Source organism: Oceaniovalibus sp. ACAM 378 (genome assembly GCF_008085915.1).
GTDB lineage: Bacteria > Pseudomonadota > Alphaproteobacteria > Rhodobacterales > Rhodobacteraceae > Oceaniglobus.
The window spans coordinates 110068-128447 of record NZ_VSJK01000007.1; the positions used below are offsets into that span (position 1 = coordinate 110068).

At 59.7% G+C, this 18380-nt stretch carries 19 protein-coding genes; 4 read left to right on the forward strand and 15 right to left on the reverse strand.

The window, feature by feature from the left end:
- Window positions 1-8: 8 nt before the first annotated feature.
- Complete coding sequence (locus FQ320_RS10875) at window positions 9-3104, forward strand: efflux RND transporter permease subunit (RefSeq protein ID WP_148472108.1); 3096 nt, start codon at window positions 9-11, stop codon at window positions 3102-3104.
- 134 nt (window positions 3105-3238) lie between these two features.
- On the opposite strand, the gene FQ320_RS10880 is transcribed toward FQ320_RS10875, so the two are convergent.
- Window positions 3239-3991 (reverse strand): SDR family NAD(P)-dependent oxidoreductase, encoded by a 753-nt coding sequence (locus FQ320_RS10880; RefSeq protein ID WP_187393864.1) that lies wholly within the window; start codon window positions 3989-3991, stop codon window positions 3239-3241.
- A 63-nt stretch (window positions 3992-4054) separates the two neighbouring features.
- On the opposite strand from FQ320_RS10880, the gene argB reads away from it, so the two are divergent.
- From argB to FQ320_RS10895, 3 genes are read left to right on the forward strand one after another with little or no spacing between them, the layout of a single operon-like run.
- Complete coding sequence (gene argB, locus FQ320_RS10885) at window positions 4055-4933, forward strand: acetylglutamate kinase (protein ID WP_148472110.1); 879 nt, start codon at window positions 4055-4057, stop codon at window positions 4931-4933.
- A complete protein-coding gene (locus tag FQ320_RS10890; protein WP_148472112.1) occupies window positions 4930-5580 on the forward strand; it encodes a ferredoxin in 651 nt (216 codons plus the stop codon). Before argB ends, FQ320_RS10890 begins: the two co-directional genes overlap by 4 nt.
- Window positions 5577-6077: a histidine phosphatase family protein gene (locus FQ320_RS10895; RefSeq protein WP_148472114.1), complete on the forward strand. Its 501-nt coding sequence runs from the start codon at window positions 5577-5579 to the stop codon at window positions 6075-6077. Before FQ320_RS10890 ends, FQ320_RS10895 begins: the two co-directional genes overlap by 4 nt.
- Before the next feature lie 84 nt (window positions 6078-6161).
- On the opposite strand, the gene FQ320_RS10900 is transcribed toward FQ320_RS10895, so the two are convergent.
- The 14 genes from FQ320_RS10900 to rpsM all read right to left on the reverse strand — a co-directional run bounded on the left by FQ320_RS10900 (window position 6162) and on the right by rpsM (window position 18314).
- On the reverse strand, window positions 6162-6953 hold the full coding sequence (locus tag FQ320_RS10900; protein ID WP_148472116.1) for an amino acid ABC transporter ATP-binding protein: 792 nt from the start codon (window positions 6951-6953) through the stop codon (window positions 6162-6164).
- Between the two features lie 15 nt (window positions 6954-6968).
- Window positions 6969-8267 (reverse strand): amino acid ABC transporter permease, encoded by a 1299-nt coding sequence (locus tag FQ320_RS10905; protein ID WP_148472118.1) that lies wholly within the window; start codon window positions 8265-8267, stop codon window positions 6969-6971.
- A 1-nt stretch (window position 8268) separates the two neighbouring features.
- On the reverse strand, window positions 8269-9483 hold the full coding sequence (locus tag FQ320_RS10910; RefSeq protein WP_148472120.1) for an amino acid ABC transporter permease: 1215 nt from the start codon (window positions 9481-9483) through the stop codon (window positions 8269-8271).
- A gap of 127 nt (window positions 9484-9610) precedes the next feature.
- A complete protein-coding gene (locus FQ320_RS10915; RefSeq protein ID WP_148472122.1) occupies window positions 9611-10630 on the reverse strand; it encodes an amino acid ABC transporter substrate-binding protein in 1020 nt (339 codons plus the stop codon).
- Between the two features lie 188 nt (window positions 10631-10818).
- Window positions 10819-11553, reverse strand: a complete 735-nt coding sequence (locus FQ320_RS10920; protein ID WP_148472124.1) for an ATP12 family chaperone protein — start codon at window positions 11551-11553, stop codon at window positions 10819-10821.
- The gene (locus FQ320_RS10925) at window positions 11553-12593 is read right to left on the reverse strand and encodes an RluA family pseudouridine synthase (protein ID WP_148472126.1); all 1041 of its coding nucleotides are present in this window, start codon (window positions 12591-12593) and stop codon (window positions 11553-11555) included. Before FQ320_RS10925 ends, FQ320_RS10920 begins: the two co-directional genes overlap by 1 nt.
- A complete protein-coding gene (gene crcB / locus FQ320_RS10930; RefSeq protein ID WP_148472128.1) occupies window positions 12590-12967 on the reverse strand; it encodes a fluoride efflux transporter CrcB in 378 nt (125 codons plus the stop codon). The genes FQ320_RS10925 and crcB overlap by 4 nt, the downstream gene beginning before the upstream one ends.
- Before the next feature lie 31 nt (window positions 12968-12998).
- Window positions 12999-14312 carry a replication-associated recombination protein A gene (locus FQ320_RS10935; protein ID WP_148472130.1) on the reverse strand — a complete coding sequence of 438 codons (1314 nt, stop codon included), beginning with the start codon at window positions 14310-14312 and terminating at the stop codon, window positions 12999-13001.
- A gap of 151 nt (window positions 14313-14463) precedes the next feature.
- Window positions 14464-15054, reverse strand: coding sequence for an acyl-homoserine-lactone synthase (locus FQ320_RS10940; RefSeq protein ID WP_148472132.1), 591 nt, complete (start codon window positions 15052-15054; stop codon window positions 14464-14466).
- Between the two features lie 77 nt (window positions 15055-15131).
- Window positions 15132-15743 (reverse strand): autoinducer binding domain-containing protein, encoded by a 612-nt coding sequence (locus FQ320_RS10945; RefSeq protein WP_148472134.1) that lies wholly within the window; start codon window positions 15741-15743, stop codon window positions 15132-15134.
- Window positions 15744-15872: 129 nt separating this feature from the next.
- The gene (rplQ, locus tag FQ320_RS10950; protein WP_148472136.1) at window positions 15873-16292 is read right to left on the reverse strand and encodes a 50S ribosomal protein L17; all 420 of its coding nucleotides are present in this window, start codon (window positions 16290-16292) and stop codon (window positions 15873-15875) included.
- A 118-nt stretch (window positions 16293-16410) separates the two neighbouring features.
- Complete coding sequence (locus FQ320_RS10955; RefSeq protein WP_148472138.1) at window positions 16411-17427, reverse strand: DNA-directed RNA polymerase subunit alpha; 1017 nt, start codon at window positions 17425-17427, stop codon at window positions 16411-16413.
- A 116-nt stretch (window positions 17428-17543) separates the two neighbouring features.
- Window positions 17544-17930: a 30S ribosomal protein S11 gene (gene rpsK / locus FQ320_RS10960; RefSeq protein WP_148472140.1), complete on the reverse strand. Its 387-nt coding sequence runs from the start codon at window positions 17928-17930 to the stop codon at window positions 17544-17546.
- Window positions 17931-17945: 15 nt separating this feature from the next.
- Complete coding sequence (gene rpsM, locus FQ320_RS10965; protein WP_148472142.1) at window positions 17946-18314, reverse strand: 30S ribosomal protein S13; 369 nt, start codon at window positions 18312-18314, stop codon at window positions 17946-17948.
- Window positions 18315-18380: the final 66 nt, after the last annotated feature.

Consider the following 18380-nt stretch of genomic DNA (forward strand, 5'->3'; position numbering starts at 1 on the left):
ACCACACCATGAACATTTCCGAGATTTTCATTCGCCGTCCGGTGCTGTCTTCAGTGCTGGCCGCGCTTATCATCCTGCTGGGTCTTCAATCCATCTTGAGCCTTCCGGTGCGCCAGTACCCGGAGGTCGAGGAAACCGTGGTGACGATCACCACGGTCTATCCCGGTGCCGCCCCGGAACTGATTCAGGGTTTTGTCACTTCGCCGATTTCTGCAGCGGTTTCCACGACGGAGAACATCGATTACGTCACCAGCCAGTCGCGGCCTTCTGCCTCGGTTGTGTCGGTGCAGATGAAACTGGGTTCCGATCCCGACGTTGCATTGACCGAGGTGATGTCCAAGGTCCAACAGGTCCGTGGGAAACTGCCCGGTGACGCCGAAGATCCGGTGATCTCCAAAGGGACGGGCCAGACATTCGCGCTGATGTATCTTGCCGCCCAAAACCCGAACATGACGCCCGAGCAGCTGACCGAATACCTTGAGCGTGTTGTGCGCCCTCGGGTTTCGACCATCGATGGCGTGGCCGAGATGCAGATCATCGGTGCGGCAAACTATGCCATGCGGGTCTGGATCGATCCTTTGCGGCTGGCGGCGCGCGGCGTCACGGCCAGCGAAGTTCTGGGTGCCATCCGGGCGTCGAACTTCCTCTCTGCCCCCGGCAAGACCGAAAACGAATATGTCAGCTATTCGATCACACTGGAATCGACGCTGCAAACGGCCGAAGCCTTTGGCAATCTGCCGTTGATCAACACCTCGACAGGCGTTGTGCGACTGCGCGATGTGGCAAAGATCGAGCTCGCGTCCAAGGAGCAGGACGAGATCGTGACCTTTGACGGCAAGGGCGGTACCTTCATCGGCATTACAGCCACCCCTGCGGCCAATCCGCTTACCACGGCGCAGGCCGTTCTGGACGAACTGCCGTCGCTGAACGCAAGCCTGCCCGAAGGCATGTCCCTGACGATGGTTTACGATTCCACCGAGACGATCAGCGCGTCGATCAAGGAAGTGTTCAAGACCATCACCGAAGCTGTGGTGATCGTGGTATTGGTGATCCTGCTTTTCCTTGGCTCGTTCCGTTCGGTGATCATGCCCGTTGCGACGATTCCGCTGTCGCTGATCGGGGTCTGCACACTTCTTCTGGCCTTGGGCTATTCGATCAACCTGCTGACCTTGCTGGCCATGGTGCTTGCCATCGGGCTTGTCGTCGATGACGCGATTGTGGTGGTCGAGAATATTCACCGCCATATCCACGAAGGGCTTACCCCCGCCCGCGCCGCGATTGTCGGCATGCAAGAGATCACCGGCGCCATCCTTGCCATGACCATCACCCTTGCGGCGGTTCTTACGCCGCTCGCCTTTACCGGCGGACTGACCGGCGCCCTGTTTGCAGAATTTGCGCTGACCCTTGCCGGGGCTGTGGTCATCTCCGGGGTCGTCGCACTGACAATCACACCGATGATGGCTGCGCGACTGCTCAGCGATGGCACGCCCGGACGCTTTCAGCGGATCGTCGACCGCACCTCGGATACGGTGTCGAACTGGTACGAACGGCGCGTGTCCTCATCGCTGGACTACCGCCCCGTGACCTTCCTGATGGTTCTGGCGCTGCTTGGGGCGACGGGTTTCATGTTCATGAACACCACCACCGAACTGGCCCCCGAAGAAGATCAGGGCGCGCTCTTCGCGTTTCTGAACGGGCCGCGCTATGCAACCAAGGATTATACCTCGCTCTATATCGACAAAGTGACCGAAGACACGGCGGATGTCCCCGAAGTCGATGTGGGTTTCTCGATCGCGGGCTTTGGCGGCGCCAACAACACCGGTATCTATATCTGGTCGCTCAAGGATTGGGCCGACCGCGATCGCAGCCAGAAGGAAGTACAGGCCGACATTCAGGCCCGTCTTGGCAAGAACACCGGCGTCGAGGGCTTTGTGTTCGCGCCACCCTCCCTGCCCGGCGCGGGCGGCGGCCTGCCGGTATCTTTGGTGATCCAGTCGATCTATTCCCCCGAACGGGTGGTCGAAATCGCCGAGGAAGTCCGCACAAAAGCCATGGCATCGGGCCGTTTCATCGTGGTTCAGAACTCGCTCAGCTTTGACGCCCCGCAGGTAACGGTGACAATCGACCGCGACCGTGCGGCAAGTCTCAGCGTGCCGATATCGGAAATCGGCAACACTCTGGGGCTGCTGGTGGGCGGCAATGCCGTCGCGCAGTTCGATCTGGACAGCAACAGCTATGACATCATCACGCAGGTGCCGCCCGAATGGCGCAACAACCCCGAGCGTCTGGGCCAGTTCTTTGTGCGCTCCTCAAGCGGGGAAATGGTGCCTCTGTCCTCGGTCGTGTCGGTCAATACCGGAGCAAGTGCCGCGTCGATCGAACAGTTCGACCAGTTGAATTCGGCCACTATATCGGCGCTGCCCTCGATCGGCACATCGACAGGTGACGGTCTGGCCCAGCTTGAGGAAATCGCGCGGGACGTCCTGCCTGATGGGTTCTTTCTGGACTATACCGGCCAGTCGCGGCTGGAGGTCGCCCAGGGCAACACGATCCTGTTCGCCTTTGCAGCGGCAGTTATCGTGATCTATCTGGTGCTTGCCGCCCAATTCGAAAGCTTCCGTGACCCGTTCATTATCCTGATGTCGGTGCCGCTTTCGATCTTTGGCGCGATTCTTCCGCTGAACCTCGGGCTGGGGACGCTGAACATCTATTCGCAGGTGGGGCTGATCACGCTGATCGGGATTATTACCAAACACGGGATCCTGATCGTCGAGTTTGCAAACCAGCAACGGGATGAGCATGGCCTGAACCGCCGCGATGCGATTGTGGCCGCGGCAAAGACACGCCTGCGTCCGGTTCTGATGACAACAGCCGCGATGGGTCTGGCGGTTGTGCCGCTGATCATCGCCGAGGGCGCCGGAGCGGCAGCGCGCCAGGCAATGGGGCTGGTGATCTTTACCGGCCTGATGATCGGGACGATGTTCACCCTGTTTGTCGTGCCGATGTTCTATACGCTGATCTCGAAATCCGACGTGGCATACGGCGCTTCGAAAACGCAGTATGATACGATGTTCGACGCATCGGGTGAAAAGGCCAAGGTCTGAGCCCTATGATCCGGACGTTGAATTAGCAGCGGGGCTTTCCGATTCCGTCAACTTTGTTCGGGATCGGAAAGCCTCGCTGCTTTCATGCTGGGTGTTCGTGACGGTCCGAAAGACGCGCGGAAAGAGCGGCGTGTTTAGACGTGCTGACCAGCGTTCACTTCGATTTCGGTTCCGGTTACATAGCTGGATTGGGCCGAGCACAGGAAATACACCACATCCGCCACTTCGCCCGGCTGACCCAACCGGCGCAGGGGCAGTTTTTCAACGATCTTGTCCGTCCCCGGTGACAGGATCGAGGTTTCCACCTCGCCGGGCGCGATTGCGTTCACCCGAACCCCCATCGGCCCGAAATCATGGGCCATCTCGCGCGTCAGGGCCGCCAGCGCCGCCTTGGACGTGGCATAGGCGGCACCTGCGAAGGGATGAACCCGCGATCCGGCAATCGATGTGACGTTGACAATTGCGCCCTTGGCCGCGGCCAGTTCGCCCTGCAAACCGCGCGCCAGAACCACCGGGGCGAAGAAATTGACGTGGAACACATGGCCCCATGTGCGCAGGTCGGTTTCGATCGTGTTCAACCGCGCGCCGTCTTCGCCCTTGGGAGAAATACCGGCATTGTTAACCAGCGCATCCAACTGGCCATCCAGTTTGCCGCGGATTTCGCCGATCGCACGGATCGTGTCGTTGGGATCTGCCAGATCGACGCGAATGTGATTGGCCGCGCCGCCGGGCCATGGGCAACGCGCATCGAAAGGTTCGCGCGAACAGGTCAGAACCCGCCAACCTTCGGCTGAAAAGCGTTTCACAGTGGCATGCCCGATCCCGCGGCTGGCGCCGGTCAGGACAAGTGTTCGCTGGCGGGGAATGTCGTCCACTTGCAACCTCATAGGGATCTGCCCTTGAGCAGGGCGAGTTGACAGACTAACCATGATGCCAACCGAGGGACAGAGATGAAAAAGCGTGACCCGATGAAAAGCGACTGGATCGCCACCGCCAAGACCCTGAATGCCGCCCTGCCCTACCTTCAACGCTATGACGGCGCGACGGTGGTGATCAAGCTGGGCGGTCACGCCATGGGCAGCGATGAAGGCATGGAGAGTTTTGCACGCGACGTGGTGTTCATGCAGCAGACCGGCGTGAATCCGGTGATCGTGCACGGCGGCGGGCCGCAAATCAACGCCATGCTCGAACGGCTCGACATCACATCCGAGTTTGTGCGCGGCAAGCGGGTGACCGACAAGGCGACCGTGGAAGTCGTTGAAATGGTCCTGTCCGGCCTGATCAACAAGAAGCTCGTGCAGGCAATCAATGCCGCCGGGGGGGATGTGGTGCGCGCGGTCGGCCTGTCGGGCAAGGATGCCAACCTGATGGTTTGCGAACAGACCGATCCCTCGCTTGGGTTCGTCGGTACACCCGTGGCGTTCAACCCCGAGTTCCTGCGTTCGCTCCATGCGGCTGAGATCATTCCCGTGATCGCCCCGATTGGTGCCGGTCGCAATGGTGAAACCTTCAACGTCAATGGCGACACGGCGGCGGGGGCGATTGCCGCGTCGCTGCGGGCCGACCGGCTTTTGCTGCTGACCGATGTGGCGGGGGTGAGAGATGCTGGCGGCGATGTCGTCACCGAACTTTCTCCCGACCAGATCCTTGCGATGATCGACGATGGCACAATCGCTGGCGGGATGATCCCCAAGGTCGAAACCGCGCTGAGCGCCATCGAAAGCGGCGTGCGGGCCGCCGTAATTCTGGACGGGCGGGCGGCGAATGCCTGCCTGTTGGAGCTTTACACCGATCACGGCGCTGGCAGCATCATTCGCAATCCGCGATGAACCTTGCGGCGGTCAGGGACGCGTTACAGCCGCATTTCCTGACTGTGATGGGCGGCTTTCCTGCCGGGGCGGACGAAGCCCTGCCGCCCGGCACCCGCTCGCTGCTGCTGGTCGGCCCACAAGAACCGGGGTTCTGGCCCCATGTGCGTGCCACGGCAGAGTTCAATGACGGGAATGCCGATCCGCCCGACCGTTGGTCGGCCCGCGTTCTGGCAACTGTCGCCGAAAACCTTGGCGGAACCGCGCTGTTCCCGTTTGGCGGCCCGCCCTGGCATCCGTTCATCACTTGGGCCAAGCGCAGCGGGCGGGCCTGGTCTTCGCCCGTTGGTCTGTTGGTGCATGACGAGGCCGGGTTGTTCGTATCCTATCGCGGCGCGCTTGCCCTGCCGCAGCGGGTCACGCTGCCACCCGCCCCGCCGTGCCAATGCGACAGTTGCACCGCTCAGCCCTGCCGCACTGCCTGTCCGGTCGCCGCCCTGACGCCCAAAGGCTATGACGTGGCGGCCTGCCGGGCCTTTGTCACCTCACCCGAAGGGCATGACTGCATGACGAAGGGCTGCCGCGTGCGCCGTTCCTGCCCGGTCAACGCGCAATACGAACGGTTGCCCGAACAATCCGCCTTCCACATGAGAGCCTTTACCAGATGACCCTGCGACTGATCCTCACTCGCCATGCGAAATCCGACTGGGACGATCCGTTGCTTGACGATCACGACCGCCCGCTCAATCTGCGCGGATTGGCCGATGCGCCACGATTGGGTGTCTGGCTGGCGGAACAGGGCTTGATTCCGGGACAGGCGCTGGTGTCCACCGCGCGCAGGGCCACTGAGACCTGGGCCGGTATGTCCCCTGCCCTGCCCGGCTGCTCGGCCAGCTTTCACGCGGCACTTTATCACGCCGAACCCAGCACGATACTGGAGCAACTGGCCAAGGCTGAAACGGAAACTGTGCTGATCGTTGCGCATAACCCCGGGATCGCGGTTCTGGCCGAAGCAATGTTGAGCCAAGCGCCGGATCACCATCGCTTCGCAGTCTTTCCCACGGGGGCGACCCTGATCGCCGAATTCGATACTGACAGTTGGCGCACCCTGCGCCCCGGCACCGGACGCGCAGTTGGTTTCACCGTGCCCCGCGATCTGAGATGATGACGGCGCCACAGCAGCCAGCACCGCATTTTTGCTTTTAAATCACGCTGCCGGGGGTCAAAGATGCATTTGCCGATCTCGCCCTCAGTGTCCGAGGATCTGACTGAGGAACAGTTTGGTGCGCTCTGATTTCGGGTTCGTAAAGAACTCTTTCGGTTCGTTCTGTTCCACAATCTGCCCCTGATCCATAAAGATCACCCGGTTTGCCACTGCCTGCGCGAAACCCATCTCATGTGTCACGCAGAGCATCGTCATGCCTTCTTCGGCAAGCTCGATCATGGTGTCCAGAACCTCTTTGATCATCTCGGGATCGAGCGCCGATGTCGGCTCGTCAAACAGCATGATCCGGGGCCGCATGCACAGGCTGCGCGCGATCGCCACCCTCTGCTGTTGCCCACCCGACAACTGGCCGGGATATTTGTCGGCCTGTTCCGGGATCTTGACCTTTTCGAGGAAGTGCATCGCCATTTCCTCGGCCTCTCGCTTGGGGGTCTTGCGGACCCAGATCGGCGCGAGGGTGCAGTTTTCAAGGATGGTCAAATGCGGGAACAGGTTGAAATGCTGGAACACCATCCCGACCTCGGAGCGGATCCGGTCGATGTTTGTCAGGTCAGAGGACAGCACCGTGCCATCCACCGTAATCTTGCCCGTCTGATGTTCTTCAAGCGCATTTATACAACGGATCAACGTCGACTTTCCCGAACCCGAAGGCCCGCAGACGACGATTCGTTCGCCGTTGTACACCGTCAGATCAATGTCGCGCAGGACGTGAAAGGTGCCAAACCACTTGTTCATGCCTTCAATGGAAATCGCGACTTCTTCGCTGATCTTCATCTGCGCAGCGGTGGCATCTTTTGCGAGGGTCGTGTCGGCCATGTCTGTGACCCTTTCCTATCGGTGATCTGTGCGCAGCTGACGTTCCAGCCACTGTGAATATTGCGAAATGCCATAGCAGACGACGAAGAACAGCAGGCCGGCAAAACCGAACAGCTCCCAATAGACACCGTTCCAGTCGGAACTGGACAGGATCGGGCCGCGCACCATGCCGACCAGATCGAACATGGAGATGATCGACACCAGCGTCGTATCCTTGAACAGCCCCACGGCCACGTTGACGATACCGGGGATCGATATCTTCAGCGCCTGAGGCAGGATGATCAGCCGCATCGCCTGAGGATAATCCAGCCCCAGCGCATTCGCCGCCTCGTATTGCCCTTTGGGCAGTGCGGCCAGACCGCCGCGGATCACCTCGGCGATATAGGCGCTGGCGAACATGGTAATCATGATGATCACCCGCACGATCAGGTCGAAATTGGTGCCCGGCGGCAGGAAATAGGCCAGAACCACGTTGGCCACGAACAGCAATGTGATCAGCGGCACACCGCGAATGAATTCGATGAACACGACGCAGATGCCCTTGACCACCGGCATCTCGCTTTGACGTCCCAGCGCCAGAAGGATGCCAAGCGGCAGCGACAGTGACACACAGACTGTGCCCAGTATCAGGTTCAACATGAACCCGCCGATATCGCGGCTGGCCACCTCGCGCAGGGCCAGAAATTCAGGGAGCGCGGCCGTGATGAAACCGCCGATGAACCATGTGGCAACGGCCGCTGCAATGCCGCCAAACAGGCCCACAGCAAAAGAGCGATACACCTGCCGGGCATAAACGAAATATCCCACGGCAAAGCCGAGCAGAGCGATCACCGGGATCAGGATGGTGCCGCCCCAGATCAGATAATAGGCGAGAAAGGGATAGAGCGCCGAAAAATACAACATCCGCGCCGGGAACACCTTGGAAAACAACACCGGAGCAATGGCAACCAGCAGCAGGATAAAGGCGACTGCGGGCCGCCAATAGATCTCGGACGGATATTTGAAACCAAAGATCATCTGTGGCCAACGCTCGGCGATGACGGCAAAACAGCCCCCCGTCGCACCCTGCAATTTTTCGCGGCATTCACGGATATCGGCGGCATCCCAGACACCGTTGACCAGCCAGGGTCCGACCGCAGCCAGAAACAGATACAGACAATACAGCGATGTGATGGTCAGGATCGTGTTGAACCAGCCCGAGAACAGATTTGACCGTATCCATCTCACCACCCCGGCTTCGCTTTCGGGGGGTGGTGCTTCGGGCAGCATCGTGTCGCGCATGAAGGCGACGGATTGGGCGTGCGTATCGCTCATATCACCGCTCCCTCAGCTTGATTGCGTTGTTGTACAGGTTCATCACAGTGGATATCGACAGGCTGATCACCAGATAGAAGGCCATCAGAAGCAACACACACTCGATCGCGCGCCCCGTCTGGTTCAAGGTGATGCCGCCCAGCGTTCCGGTGATGTCCATATATCCGACAGCAATGGCGAGGGACGAGTTCTTGGTGATGTTCAGGTATTGCGACACTAGCGGCGGGATGATGACGCGCAGCGCCTGGGGAAGAACGACAAGGTTCATGATCCGCCGGGGTCGCAGCCCCAGAGACGCCGCCGCCTCGGACTGTCCGACCGATACGGCCTGAATGCCGGCGCGCACGTTTTCGGCGATAAAGGCGCCGGTATAGACGGAAAGCGCCAGCCAAAGTGCAATCAACGATCCGCGAATCTGCAATCCGCCCTGAAAGTTGAACCCTTTGAGCGCCGGGTAATCCAGCGTGATCGGCATGCCCAAGACGAAGAATGCAATCAGCGCCGGGATAAAGAACAGCGCCACAGAGGGCCAGAATGTGGCGATCATCCGGCCTTCGTCGAACAGCTTTTTCGTCGCCCATTTGCGAAACAGCCAGATTCCAATCAGCGAGGCGACAAATACGCCAGCGACCAACCAGCCCCCCGGCCCCATGATCGGCAACGGAGTATAAATGCCGCGATTGGTGAATGCGAAGGCACGAAACAGCATGGAGGACGTGGCATCGTCTCCCCGGAACGCATTCGGCGCAGGCAGGCTCATCGTGAGGATCGAAAAGATGATCAGGATCCAGATCAGCACGGGGATGTTGCGGAATGCCTCGACATAGATCGCCATCAGCCGTGCGACGATCCAGTTGTTGGACAGCCGCAGCACACCGGCGGCCACCCCAAGGAAGGTTGCCGTGACACAGGCCAGAACCGCCACGATCAGCGTATTGAGGATTCCGACGATCGCGGCACGCAGGTGGGTGCTTTGGCTGTCATATGCGATCGGGCGCTGGTTGATGTCATAGCCCGAGGCGCTGTTGAGAAAACTGTACGAGATATTCAATCCCGCCGCTTCGAGGTTGTTCATCAGGTTGCGTGCCAGAAACGCCACTGCAGCGATCAGGCACAGCAGCGCGATGAACTGAAAGGTATAGGAGCGATAGCGCGTATCGCTCAGCAGCATCGAAATCCGAAAGGATTCCGATGGCGGATCGGTAAGTGCTGACATTGTGCCATCCCTGTGGCTGTCCGGTTTCCGTTTTTCGGCGCTTTGCGCGCTCTGGCGGTCCGAAGCTGTTCGTTTGCATTTCATGTGAAAAGGGCGCGGAACCAGTCCGCGCCCTTTTCTGCATTACTTAACGGAACGGCGGCGAATAGAGCAGGCCGCCATTGGTCCACTGGGCGTTCAGACCGCGCGCCAGACCGATTGGCGTGTTCACACCAAGGTTCCGCTCAAAGATCTCGCCATAGTTGCCCGAAGCCGCGATCGCACGCTTGGCCCAATCCTTGTCCAGACCCATCATCGCGCCCAATTCGCCCTCGGTGCCCAACAGACGGTTGACCTCGGGGTTGGTGCCCGATGACGCTGCCTTGTCTTCAACGTTGGCCTGGGTCACGCCGTATTCTTCGGCGGCGATCAGCGCGTTCAGCGACCAGCGGACGATATCAGCCCAGTCGTTATCACCATGACGCACCAGCGGGCCAAGCGGCTCCTTTGAGATGATCTCGGGCAGAACCACGTGATCGGCAGGTGTCGGGAAACCCGCACGGGTTGCGGCCAGACCCGAAGCGTCGGTGGTGTAGGTGTCGCAGGCACCCGCCAGATACTGCTGGGCCGCTTCGTCGTCGGTTTCGACGGGAACCGGCTCATAGCTGATGTTGTTGGCACGGAAGAAGTCGGCCAGGTTCAGCTCGGTCGTCGTGCCGGTCTGGATGCAGACGGTCGCGCCATCCAGATCCTTGGCGGACGTCACGCCAAGCGCCTTGGGAACGATGAAGCCTTGACCGTCATAATAGTTGATACCGACGAAATCGAATTTCAGATCGGTATCACGGCTCAGCGTCCAGGTGGTGACACGGGCCATCATGTCGATCTCGCCCGAGGCCAGTGAGGTGAAACGGGTCTTGGCGGTAAGTGGCACGAATTCCACAGCGTCGGCATCGCTCAGGACGGCCGCAGCCACAGCACGGCAAACCGCCGCATCGAGCCCTTCCCAGCGGCCGCTGGCATCGGGTTCGGAGAACCCGGTCAAACCGGTGGTCACGCCACAGTTCAGCTTGCCGCGTGCCTTTACGTCATCCAACGTGGCGGCGGCAGCAGCACCGGCCAGCAGGCCGGAGATGGTCAGCGCGCCGAGAAATACTGTTTTCTTCATTTTTACCTCTGTTTATTAGAATCGCTTCTTATGCAGAAACGCCCTCCCCGGCCCTCCCCGGACCGAACGATTACATAGAGGCGAAGCCCCCTGCCAATTCAATGTGGCGTGTTCAATCGCGAATCGTCAAGTCTAGCCTAACAAAAAGCGATGAAGTTTCGGGCGCCTGACCCAAGGTAAAACCGGTTTTACCGCGCGTCTGGAACGCTGTTCTGCACCTGAGAGAGGTGGAAAAATCGTCCGGCGTGCAGGAATGCGGCACGTTTCGCAGCGGCCATTTCGGCGGCCTGTTCGTCGGCCCCCCAAAGCTCGGCCTGCCAGGATTCGTCGATACGGGACAGATCCCATGCTGGTTCAGCCCCGGCATGCCTCCGCGCAACTGCCAATGCCAGAACGAAAGATCCGGACAGCGCGACCAGATCGTGAAACCCGGTCAACTCGAAATCCGACATCGGGTTCATGGCCGTGGTCAATGCCCGGATCGCCCCGGGAGGCTGATCCACCGGCATGACCCCCACCGTCACCAAAAGCCGCGCATCAAGCGATGTGGTGGCCCATTCCAGCAACGGATCCCACGCCGCAGCCTGCCGCGCAATCAGTTCCGCAGGGCCAGTTGCACGATAGCACAGCAAGTCGGTTTCCGCGTATCCAGCGATTTCACCCTGAACCACGGCGCGGTGCGGTGCTACCTTTTCGAGAGCAGAATTGGCGCTGCGGGTCGCGGGCATCGTTGACGGGTCGATCACCTGAGCCTGAGCGCGCCATTCATCGGCGATAACCTCGGCCAGGGCCTGGGTCGGGACCAGCAGTTCGCGCTTGCCGGGAGTACGGACCGGACGGCCATCCAACCGGATACCGAACCCATCCGCAGTCGCCTCAAGGCTCACGTCGCTCCAGAACCGCTTCGCCGTCCATTCGGCCATTACTGTACCTCGTTGAAGGGATCGTCAGGCACGTCGGACGCCCGCCACTCCAACTGTTCCCAGGTCCGCGCCATGTGCTCGGGCAGAGGTGCGGTCAGCGTCAGCATCGCCTTGCTCACCGGATGTTCGATGGTGATCGAGCGGGCGTGCAGGTGCAGCTTGCGGGAAATGTCACCGCCCAGTTGCGAGCCCCAGCCATCGCCCATGTTCTCTTGACCCGACCCGCCATATTTACCGTCACCGATGATCGGGTTTCCCATCTCGGCCATATGCGCACGCAACTGGTGGGTGCGCCCGGTCAGCGGCACAAGCGCGACCCAAGCGGTGCGCCCGCCCAAAGCCGACAGCACGGCATAATCTGTGGTGGCGCGTTTGGCGCCCTCGGTCTTGTCCACTTCGGCGGGGTGGATGCAGACCATCCGCTCGCCCTCGCCCTTGGCGCCATGGCCGGATTGCTTCATCAGTCCGTATTTTATGGTGCCCATGCGCGGGCTTGGCACACCGGCCACCGCCGCCCAGTAGATCTTGCGTGTTGCACGATGGCGCATCGCATCGGTCAGCCCCTTGGCCGCCATCCGGGTGCGCGCCAACAGCAGAACGCCCGAGGTGTCCTTGTCCAGCCGGTGAACCAGCCGTGGCTTGTCTTCGTGATCGCCCTGCAACGCTTCGACAAGTCCGTCAACATGCCGGGTCTGGCCACTGCCGCCCTGCGTGGCGAGACCTGCGGGTTTGTTCAGAACGATGATGTGATCGTCCTGATAGATCACCGCGGCGCGCATCATCTCGGCGTCAGCCTTGCTGATCGCGGTGCGGTTCACCGCGGGTCCGCGTTCGTTCGGCAGGGGCGGAACGCGCACAGCCTGCCCCACCGCCACGCGCGAATTGCCTTTGACCCTGCCACCGTCAACGCGGATCTCGCCCTTGCGGCACATCTTTTCGATCTGCACCTGACTGATCTGTGGGAACCGATGGCGGAACCAACGATCCAGCCGTTGATCGCCCTCATCCGGACCGATGGTCAATGTCTGTACGCCGCTCATGCCAAAATCTCCCGTGCCGTCATCATGCCCAGCATTATCGCCCCCAAGGCTCCGCCCACCGACAGGATCATGTACAGCGCCGCACTTCCTGCCTGGCCACGTTCAATCATCGTGATGGTTTCCAATGAAAACGCCGAAAATGTCGTATAACCGCCCAGGACCCCGGTGACCACAAAGGGCGCCAGATGGGTCATCGACCGGTTCGCCGCCCAGACCACGAAAGCCCCCATCACGAAAGATCCCAGAATATTGGCCACCATCACCCCAAGGGGAAACCCCGGGCCGGTAATGCGCAGCACAGCCACGCCAGTCAGAAACCGGGCGGACGCGCCGATGGCCCCGCCAAGGGCAACCTGAACAAGCGTTGAAAACATGCCTGCTCCTTCCTCTGCGCGGGCCGGGATGTCAACCGTTACGCTTTGTCCGCAACCCGGCAAACCAGTCGAGCCGCTTCTTCAGATCACGCTCGAACCCACGTTCGACCGGACGATAATAATCCCCCCGCGCCATCCCGTCAGGAAAATAATTCTGGCCGGAAAACCCGTCTTCGGAATCGTGGTCATAGGCATATCCGGTGCCGTATCCCTGATCTTTCATCAGCGATGTCGGCGCGTTCAGAATGTGTTTCGGGGGCGGTTCGCTGCCGGTCTTGCGCGCCGCCGCCATCGCCGCCTTGAATGCGGCATAGCCGGCGTTGGATTTCGGAGCCAGCGCAAGATAGGTCACCGCCTGCCCCAGCGCCAACTCGCCCTCGGGACTGCCCAGCCGCTCATAGGCCTCCCAGGCATGCATGCAGATGGTCTGCGCCTGCGGATCGGCCAGACCGATATCCTCGATCGCCATGCGCAGAATTCGCCGGGCCAGATATCGCGGATCCTCGCCCCCGGTCAGCATCCGTGCAAGCCAATACAGCGCCGCGTCGGGGTCGGAACCGCGCACCGATTTGTGCAGCGCCGAGATCAGGTTGTAATGTTCATCGCCTGACTTGTCGTATTTCGCCGCCCGTTTCATCAATCGGGTGGTCAGCGCGTCGGTGTCCAGTGGCCCGGTCGCCTTCCACGCGGCGATCTGCTCGATCAGGTTCAAAAGTGCGCGCCCGTCGCCATCGGCCATATTGATCAGAGCCGCACGCGCACCCGAGGTCAGCGGCAACGCCCGGCCCAGTTCGGACTCGGCCCGCTGCACCAACAACTCCAGATCAACGTCGTTCAGCCGGGTCAGTACCAGAACTTGGGCGCGGGACAACAGCGCGGAATTCAATTCAAATGATGGATTCTCTGTTGTGGCCCCGACCAGCAGAATCGTGCCATCCTCCATATGCGGCAAAAAGCCGTCCTGCTGTGCCTTGTTGAAACGGTGGATTTCGTCGACGAACAGCAGCGTCCCCTTGCCGTTCGTGCGTCGCAACTTCGCCGCTTCGAACACCTTGCGCAACTCCGGAATGCCGGTAAAAATCGCGCTGATCTGCACGAAATGCAGATCGGTTTCGTCAGCCAGAAGGCGCGCGATGGTGGTCTTGCCCACGCCGGGCGGCCCCCAGAACACCAGTGACGACAGGGAGCCGGACGACAGCATCACGCCCAGTGGCGCCTCGGGGCCCAGCACCTGTTGCTGTCCGATCACATCGGACAGGGCGCGCGGGCGCAACCGGTCGGCCAGCGGGCGCGGCGCGGTATCAGCCCGGGAGGGCGGCGTGTCAGATTCAAAAAGATCGGCCATGATGGTATCCTAACGGCAAGGCACAGCCCCGGAAAGGCCGGGAACGCCATAAAAAGAACGGCGCAACCCCACGTAGGGCTGCGCCGATCTTACTCATAACACCCGGTTCAATCGGCAGTTGCCCGGATGTCCGAACAGCCATTGCGATGGATCAGTGCAGTTGTTCTGCAAAGTTCATCGAAACGACCTGATTGTTGACCCCTTCGATTTCCATCACCGGACCCATCGCGGTCATGTCGACCCCAACACGTCCGGCCCAACGCGGCCAATTCGCATTCAGCAACGTCAGGCAGCTTGTCGCGCCCAAGCCACGCGCCGCCTTGGCCAATTCGAAAACCAGCCGCGCATGAACCCCGCGCCGCCGGTTCGCCGGTACCCGATGCGAGACAAACAGGCGCGAGCTTTCCCAGATATGCGGCGCTACCGGCGCTTCTTCGTACAGCAGATGCGCCGGGATCGTCTCAAGCAGGCCGCGCTGTGCATCACGTATCATGTAGGTATAGATACCGCATTTCGCGGTGGTCGGGGTCAGACGGTTGCCCGCCATCACCTGACCCAGCTCGTCATGGACAACGACCCAACGGCTGGCAGGCGTATCGTATTGGTCATATTCCATGCCCATCGCCTGTGGCAGATCCCACTTGTTGTGCTCGATGAACAGTTCGCGACGGGCGCGGAACATATTGGCGAAAAGCTCACCGTGGTTATGGATATTGGCGAAGGAAAGAGTGGTGGTCTGCATTTGAAGCCTCCAAAACAGAATCTTGGGAACATCCCCAAGGTCCATCTAAGGGCGATTTGCAACCAAGTTTAACTACTTTAGAGAATATTATTGTCTTTCGCGCGTTGAATTGCCTCGGCAGTGGTCCGCGCAAAGAGCCTGTCGCGGGCCGAGGACAGGCGTAATTTCAAAGCGCTCTCGGAAATCCCAAGAAAATCTGCGGCGGCTGCATGACGCATACCGTCCGCAATACACTTAAGTGCCTGCGATTGGGCCTTGGTCAGTCGTTGATGCGGATCGCTCATGGCATGCAGAACCGCAACCAGCTCGGCAATCTTGATGATCTCATCATCTTCGAATTCGCGGTCCGACCTTGCAATGCTGCAAACAGTACGGGACTTTATCGGCCCATGCGAAATTGTCGCACCAAATTTAAGACCGAATTCACGGGATTTTTTGAATATGCCGAACGGATCCGGGATCCGGCGATTGCTCCAACGGGTTGTCCCGGTGGTGCTGAACGACCAGGCGGTCATCGGATCGCGCAGAACAAAGCCATTTTCGTGGTAATAGTCGATCCATGCCTGATCATAGGTCTGGAACATCATGACAGGTGATGTAAATCGGATATGCAGCGCCAGAAAATAACCCGCTTCCGCAAAGTCATCCAGCTTTCGCAATTCCTGATTAAATAACCGTTGTACGAACATGGTTTTTCTTCACCGAAAGAGTGGAGAAAATCAATGATAATGCAACCCTGCCGCGAATGTTGGCACAACGGCGCATTTATGTCGCTCTGTACGATACGAAAAACCCCGCCTTAGGCGGGGTTTTGTAATTTAATTATCGGCGGCTTCTTCAGCTTCAAGCCGGGCGCGGTCGGCAGACCCCTTGGCATCGGGATCACGATCAACCAATTCAATGATCGCCATCGGTGCCATATCCCCATAGCGGAAACCGGCCTTCAGCACACGGCAGTATCCACCCTGACGCTCGGCATAGCGCGGGCCCAACACGTTGAACAGCTTGGCGGTGTGCATGACCTGCTTCAGCTGCGATTCGGCCTGACGACGGGCGTGCAGATCGCCACGTTTTCCCAGCGTGATCAGCTTGTCGATGATCCGCTTCAGTTCTTTCGCCTTTGGCAGGGTCGTTTTGATCTGTTCGTGTTCGATCAGCGATCCGGACATGTTGGCGAACAGTGCCTTGCGGTGTTCGTGGGTGCGGTTCAGGCGGCGATAGCCCCGTGCGTGACGCATTGTAATGTCTCCTATTTGTACTTTGTACGGCAGCCGGATGCGTGTCCGGCGCTCTGTTGGGGCGGAAGTGCCCAGGGTCGTCGTCGGGACAGGCAGACCCTGCCCCGCGTATCTTTCCTCAGAACTGGTCTTCGAACTTCTTGGCCAGATCTTCGATGTTTTCAGGCGGCCATTCTTCGACATCCATGCCAAGGTGAAGCCCCATGCCCGACAGCACTTCCTTGATCTCGTTCAAGGACTTGCGGCCAAAGTTCGGCGTGCGGAGCATCTCGGCTTCGGTCTTCTGAATCAGATCACCGATATAGACGATGTTGTCGTTCTTGAGACAGTTGGCGGAACGCACCGAAAGCTCAAGCTCATCAACTTTCTTGAGCAGAAGCGGATTGAATTCCAGCCCATCGTCGTCCGTATCCGAACGCGCCGATTCCGGCTCGTCGAAGTTGACGAAGATGCTCAACTGATCCTGAAGGATGCGCGCAGCGAAAGCCACAGCATCGTCAGGCGTGATCGAACCATCGGTTTCAAGCTTCAGCGTCAGCTTATCATAGTCGAGAACCTGTCCCTCACGGGTCGGTTGCACGTCATAGGATACCCTTTTGATCGGCGAATAGATTGCATCGATCGGAATCAAGCCAATCGGTGCATCCTCAGGGCGGTTCTTGTCGGCACTGACATAGCCCTTGCCGGTGTTTACCGTCAGTTCCATGAACAGATCGGCACCGTCATCCAGATGGCAGATCACATGGTCCTTGTTCAGAACCTCAATGCCGTTCGACGTGGAAATGTCGCCAGCTGTTACGATCTGCGGGCCCTTGGCAGAAATCGACACCCGTTTCGGGCCTTCGACTTCCATCTTGATGGCGACGCCCTTCAGGTTCAGAACGATGTCGGTCACGTCTTCACGCACACCGGCCACCGACGAGAATTCGTGCAGGACGTTGTCGATCTGCACGCCGGTGATTGCGCTGCCCTGAAGCGAAGACATCAGGATGCGGCGCAGGGCGTTGCCCATGGTCAGGCCGAATCCGCGCTCCAGCGGTTCGGCAATAACCGTTGCCTGCCGCATCCGGTCGTTGCCCGGCTTGACGACCAGCTGTGTTGGCTTGATCAGTTCAGCCCAGTTCTTATGGATCATGCGTATCTCCTCAATTCACGTCTGCCGTCCATGTCCCCGACGACCGACAACCCGAGGGTAAAAGCCATGTGCAGGCCATGGAGGAATCCATAACCTGCACATCAATGTATTGCAGATCAGACCCGGCGGCGTTTCGGCGGGCGGCATCCGTTGTGCGCCATCGGCGTCACGTCACGGATGGACGTGATGTTGAAGCCGACGGTCGCCAGTGCCCGCAGTGCCGATTCGCGGCCCGAACCGGGCCCCTGAACTTCGACTTCCAAGGTGCGGACACCATGTTCCTGCGCCTTGCGGCCTGCATCCTCGGCCGCCATCTGGGCGGCATAGGGGGTGGATTTCCGCGACCCTTTAAACCCGCATGTACCGGCGGACGACCATGCGATGGCGTTGCCCTGTACATCGGAAATCAGGATTTTGGTGTTGTTGAACGAAGAATTCACATGAGCAACGCCAGCGGCGATGTTCTTGGAAACCTTCTTTTTAACGCGACGTTCACGTGCCATTGGTACGGTCCCCTCTTACTTTTTCTTGCCGGCGATGGCTTTTGCGGGGCCCTTGCGGGTACGTGCGTTGGTGTGGGTCCGTTGACCGCGCACCGGCAGGTTGCGACGATGGCGCAGCCCACGATAGCAACCCAGATCCATCAGGCGCTTGATGTTCATCTGCGTCTCGCGACGCAGATCGCCTTCAACCGAGAAGTTCGCGTCGATATGTTCACGGATCGCCAGAATTTCGGCATCCGAAAGATCATTGATCCGGCGGGCCTGATCAATGTTCACTGCTTCGCAGATGGATTTGGCCGACGAAGGGCCTATTCCGGTGATATATGTGAGTGCGATGGGCACCCTTTTGGCGGTCGGGATGTTGACGCCGGCAATACGAGCCACGTGATATTTCCTCTTCGTTGCGGATCCGTCGTTCCAGACCCTTTTTTCACAACGCAAGCCCGAGGC

What these genes read in the sequence shown, in the direction of transcription:
- FQ320_RS10875 (WP_148472108.1), top strand. Translation starts at nt 9, where the DNA reads ATGAACATTTCCGAGATTTTCATTCGCCGTCCGGTGCTGTCTTCAGTG.
- FQ320_RS10880 (WP_187393864.1), bottom strand. Translation starts at nt 3,991, where the DNA reads ATGAGGTTGCAAGTGGACGACATTCCCCGCCAGCGAACACTTGTCCTG.
- argB (WP_148472110.1), top strand. Translation starts at nt 4,055, where the DNA reads ATGAAAAAGCGTGACCCGATGAAAAGCGACTGGATCGCCACCGCCAAG.
- FQ320_RS10890 (WP_148472112.1), top strand. Translation starts at nt 4,930, where the DNA reads ATGAACCTTGCGGCGGTCAGGGACGCGTTACAGCCGCATTTCCTGACT.
- FQ320_RS10895 (WP_148472114.1), top strand. Translation starts at nt 5,577, where the DNA reads ATGACCCTGCGACTGATCCTCACTCGCCATGCGAAATCCGACTGGGAC.
- FQ320_RS10900 (WP_148472116.1), bottom strand. Translation starts at nt 6,953, where the DNA reads ATGGCCGACACGACCCTCGCAAAAGATGCCACCGCTGCGCAGATGAAG.
- FQ320_RS10905 (WP_148472118.1), bottom strand. Translation starts at nt 8,267, where the DNA reads ATGAGCGATACGCACGCCCAATCCGTCGCCTTCATGCGCGACACGATG.
- FQ320_RS10910 (WP_148472120.1), bottom strand. Translation starts at nt 9,483, where the DNA reads ATGTCAGCACTTACCGATCCGCCATCGGAATCCTTTCGGATTTCGATG.
- FQ320_RS10915 (WP_148472122.1), bottom strand. Translation starts at nt 10,630, where the DNA reads ATGAAGAAAACAGTATTTCTCGGCGCGCTGACCATCTCCGGCCTGCTG.
- FQ320_RS10920 (WP_148472124.1), bottom strand. Translation starts at nt 11,553, where the DNA reads ATGGCCGAATGGACGGCGAAGCGGTTCTGGAGCGACGTGAGCCTTGAG.
- FQ320_RS10925 (WP_148472126.1), bottom strand. Translation starts at nt 12,593, where the DNA reads ATGAGCGGCGTACAGACATTGACCATCGGTCCGGATGAGGGCGATCAA.
- crcB (WP_148472128.1), bottom strand. Translation starts at nt 12,967, where the DNA reads ATGTTTTCAACGCTTGTTCAGGTTGCCCTTGGCGGGGCCATCGGCGCG.
- FQ320_RS10935 (WP_148472130.1), bottom strand. Translation starts at nt 14,312, where the DNA reads ATGGCCGATCTTTTTGAATCTGACACGCCGCCCTCCCGGGCTGATACC.
- FQ320_RS10940 (WP_148472132.1), bottom strand. Translation starts at nt 15,054, where the DNA reads ATGCAGACCACCACTCTTTCCTTCGCCAATATCCATAACCACGGTGAG.
- FQ320_RS10945 (WP_148472134.1), bottom strand. Translation starts at nt 15,743, where the DNA reads ATGTTCGTACAACGGTTATTTAATCAGGAATTGCGAAAGCTGGATGAC.
- rplQ (WP_148472136.1), bottom strand. Translation starts at nt 16,292, where the DNA reads ATGCGTCACGCACGGGGCTATCGCCGCCTGAACCGCACCCACGAACAC.
- FQ320_RS10955 (WP_148472138.1), bottom strand. Translation starts at nt 17,427, where the DNA reads ATGATCCATAAGAACTGGGCTGAACTGATCAAGCCAACACAGCTGGTC.
- rpsK (WP_148472140.1), bottom strand. Translation starts at nt 17,930, where the DNA reads ATGGCACGTGAACGTCGCGTTAAAAAGAAGGTTTCCAAGAACATCGCC.